This window comes from Streptomyces sp. E2N166, from assembly GCF_003671715.1.
In the GTDB taxonomy this organism is placed as follows: Bacteria; Actinomycetota; Actinomycetes; order Streptomycetales; family Streptomycetaceae; genus Streptomyces; species Streptomyces thinghirensis.
Map to the genome: position 1 here is coordinate 970,047 of NZ_RAIF01000032.1, position 2,087 is coordinate 972,133.

General features: G+C 69.5%; 3 protein-coding genes. All 3 read left to right on the plus strand.

Annotated elements, in window-relative coordinates:
• On the plus strand, nucleotides 1-569 hold a 569-nt coding region (locus EBH09_RS31280), incomplete at its 5' end, for a 1-hydroxy-2-methyl-2-butenyl 4-diphosphate reductase (RefSeq protein WP_238697492.1).
• Nucleotides 570-575: 6 nt separating this feature from the next.
• A complete protein-coding gene (gene hpnH / locus EBH09_RS31285; protein WP_121750223.1) occupies nucleotides 576-1,598 on the plus strand; it encodes an adenosyl-hopene transferase HpnH in 1,023 nt (340 codons plus the stop codon).
• A 4-nt stretch (nucleotides 1,599-1,602) separates the two neighbouring features.
• The coding region (locus EBH09_RS31290; protein WP_193776632.1) for a flavodoxin-dependent (E)-4-hydroxy-3-methylbut-2-enyl-diphosphate synthase at nucleotides 1,603-2,087 on the plus strand (485 nt) is incomplete at its 3' end.

A 2,087-nucleotide genomic window follows, 5' to 3' on the forward strand; every position in this document is an offset into this window, starting at 1 on the left:
CCGGCGACCGCGGCGGCGCCGGCGGGCCGGTCACCGTCCTGCGTACGGGCATGGGCCCGAAGGCGGCCGAGCGCTCGGTCGCCCGGGTCCTGGCCGAACCGGCACTCGACGGCGCCGCCGTGCTGGCCACCGGCTTCTGCGCGGGCCTCGCCCCCGGTATGCACCCCGGCGACCTGGTCGTCGCCGAGGAGACCCGGGACCCGCGCGGTACCGTCGCCGGCGTCGGGACGGACCGGCTGGTCAAGGAACTGGCGCGTGCCGTGCCCGGGCGCACCGTCCACACCGGGCCGCTGACCGGCTCGGACCACGTCGTCCGGGGTCCCGAACGCGCCGACCTGCTCGCGACCGGCGCGATCGCCGTCGACATGGAGTCCGCGGCCACGCTCCTGAGCGCCGTCCGGGCGGGCGCGCGCCCGGTTGCGGCCGTCCGAGTGGTCGTGGACGCTCCAGAACACGAACTCGTCCGGATCGGCACGGTGCGCGGTGGAATATCGGCTTTCCGCGTCCTTCGATCCGTTCTTCCCGCATTCTTCGAATGGCACCGTTCGTTGCTGCTCCCCCGGAGGTGAGCCCAGATGGCCATGCCGCTGCGCCAGTCCATCAAGGTCGCTACATACCTGGCCGAACAGAAGATCCGCCGACGGGACAAGTTCCCGCTCATCGTGGAGTTGGAGCCGCTCTTCGCCTGCAACCTGGCGTGTGAGGGATGCGGCAAGATCCAGCACCCGGCCGGAGTGCTCAAGCAGCGCATGCCGGTCGCGCAGGCCGTGGGTGCGGTGCTCGAATCAGGGGCGCCGATGGTCTCCATCGCCGGCGGCGAGCCCCTGATGCACCCTCAGATCGACGAGATCGTCCGCCAGTTGGTGGCCAGGCGGAAGTACGTCTTCCTGTGCACCAACGCGCTGCTCATGCGCAAGAAGATGGACAAGTTCAAGCCCTCGCCGTACTTCGCCTTCGCGGTGCACATCGACGGGCTGCGGGAGCGGCACGACGAGTCCGTGGCGAAGGAGGGGGTGTTCGACGAGGCCGTGGAGGCCATCAAGGAGGCCAAGCGGCGCGGCTTCCGGGTGACCACCAACTCGACCTTCTTCAACACCGACACCCCGCAGACCATCGTCGAGGTCCTCAACTACCTCAACGACGACCTCAAGGTCGACGAGATGATGATCTCGCCCGCCTACGCCTACGAGAAGGCGCCCGACCAGGAGCACTTCCTGGGCGTGGAGCAGACCCGCGAGCTGTTCAAGAAGGCCTTCTCGGGCGGCAACCGGGCCCGCTGGCGGCTCAACCACTCCCCGCTGTTCCTCGACTTCCTGGAGGGCAAGGTCGACTTCCCGTGCACCGCGTGGGCGATCCCGAACTACTCCCTCTTCGGCTGGCAGCGCCCCTGCTACCTGATGAGCGACGGGTACGTCCCGACGTACCGGGAGCTGATCGAGGACACGGACTGGGACAAGTACGGCCGCGGCAAGGACCCGCGCTGCGCCAACTGCATGGCGCACTGCGGCTACGAGCCCACCGCCGTCCTGGCCACCATGGGCTCCCTCAAGGAGTCCCTGCGTGCCATGCGCGAGACCGTCTCCTCGAACCGGGACTGACGTCGTGAACGCCATCTCCCTGGGCGTCCCCGAGGTACCGGTCCGGCCGATCGCCGAGCGACGCGTGTCGCGACGGATCCAGGTCGGGCCGGTCCCGGTGGGGGGCGGGGCCCCGGTGTCGGTGCAGTCCATGACCACGACCCGTACGTCGGACATCGGCGCGACGCTCCAGCAGATCGCCGAGCTGACGGCGTCCGGCTGCCAGATCGTGCGGGTGGCCTGCCCGACGCAGGACGACGCCGACGCCCTGTCCGTGATCGCGAAGAAGTCGCAGATCCCGGTGATCGCGGACATCCACTTCCAGCCCAAGTACGTCTTCGCGGCGATCGAGGCGGGCTGCGCGGCGGTCCGGGTGAACCCGGGCAACATCAAGCAGTTCGACGACAAGGTCAAGGAGATCGCCAAGGCGGCCCGGGACCACGGCACCCCGATCCGCATCGGCGTCAACGCCGGCTCGCTGGACCGGCGCCTGCTGCAGAAGTACGGCAA

What these genes read in the sequence shown, in the direction of transcription:
- hpnH (WP_121750223.1), top strand. Translation starts at nt 576, where the DNA reads ATGGCCATGCCGCTGCGCCAGTCCATCAAGGTCGCTACATACCTGGCC.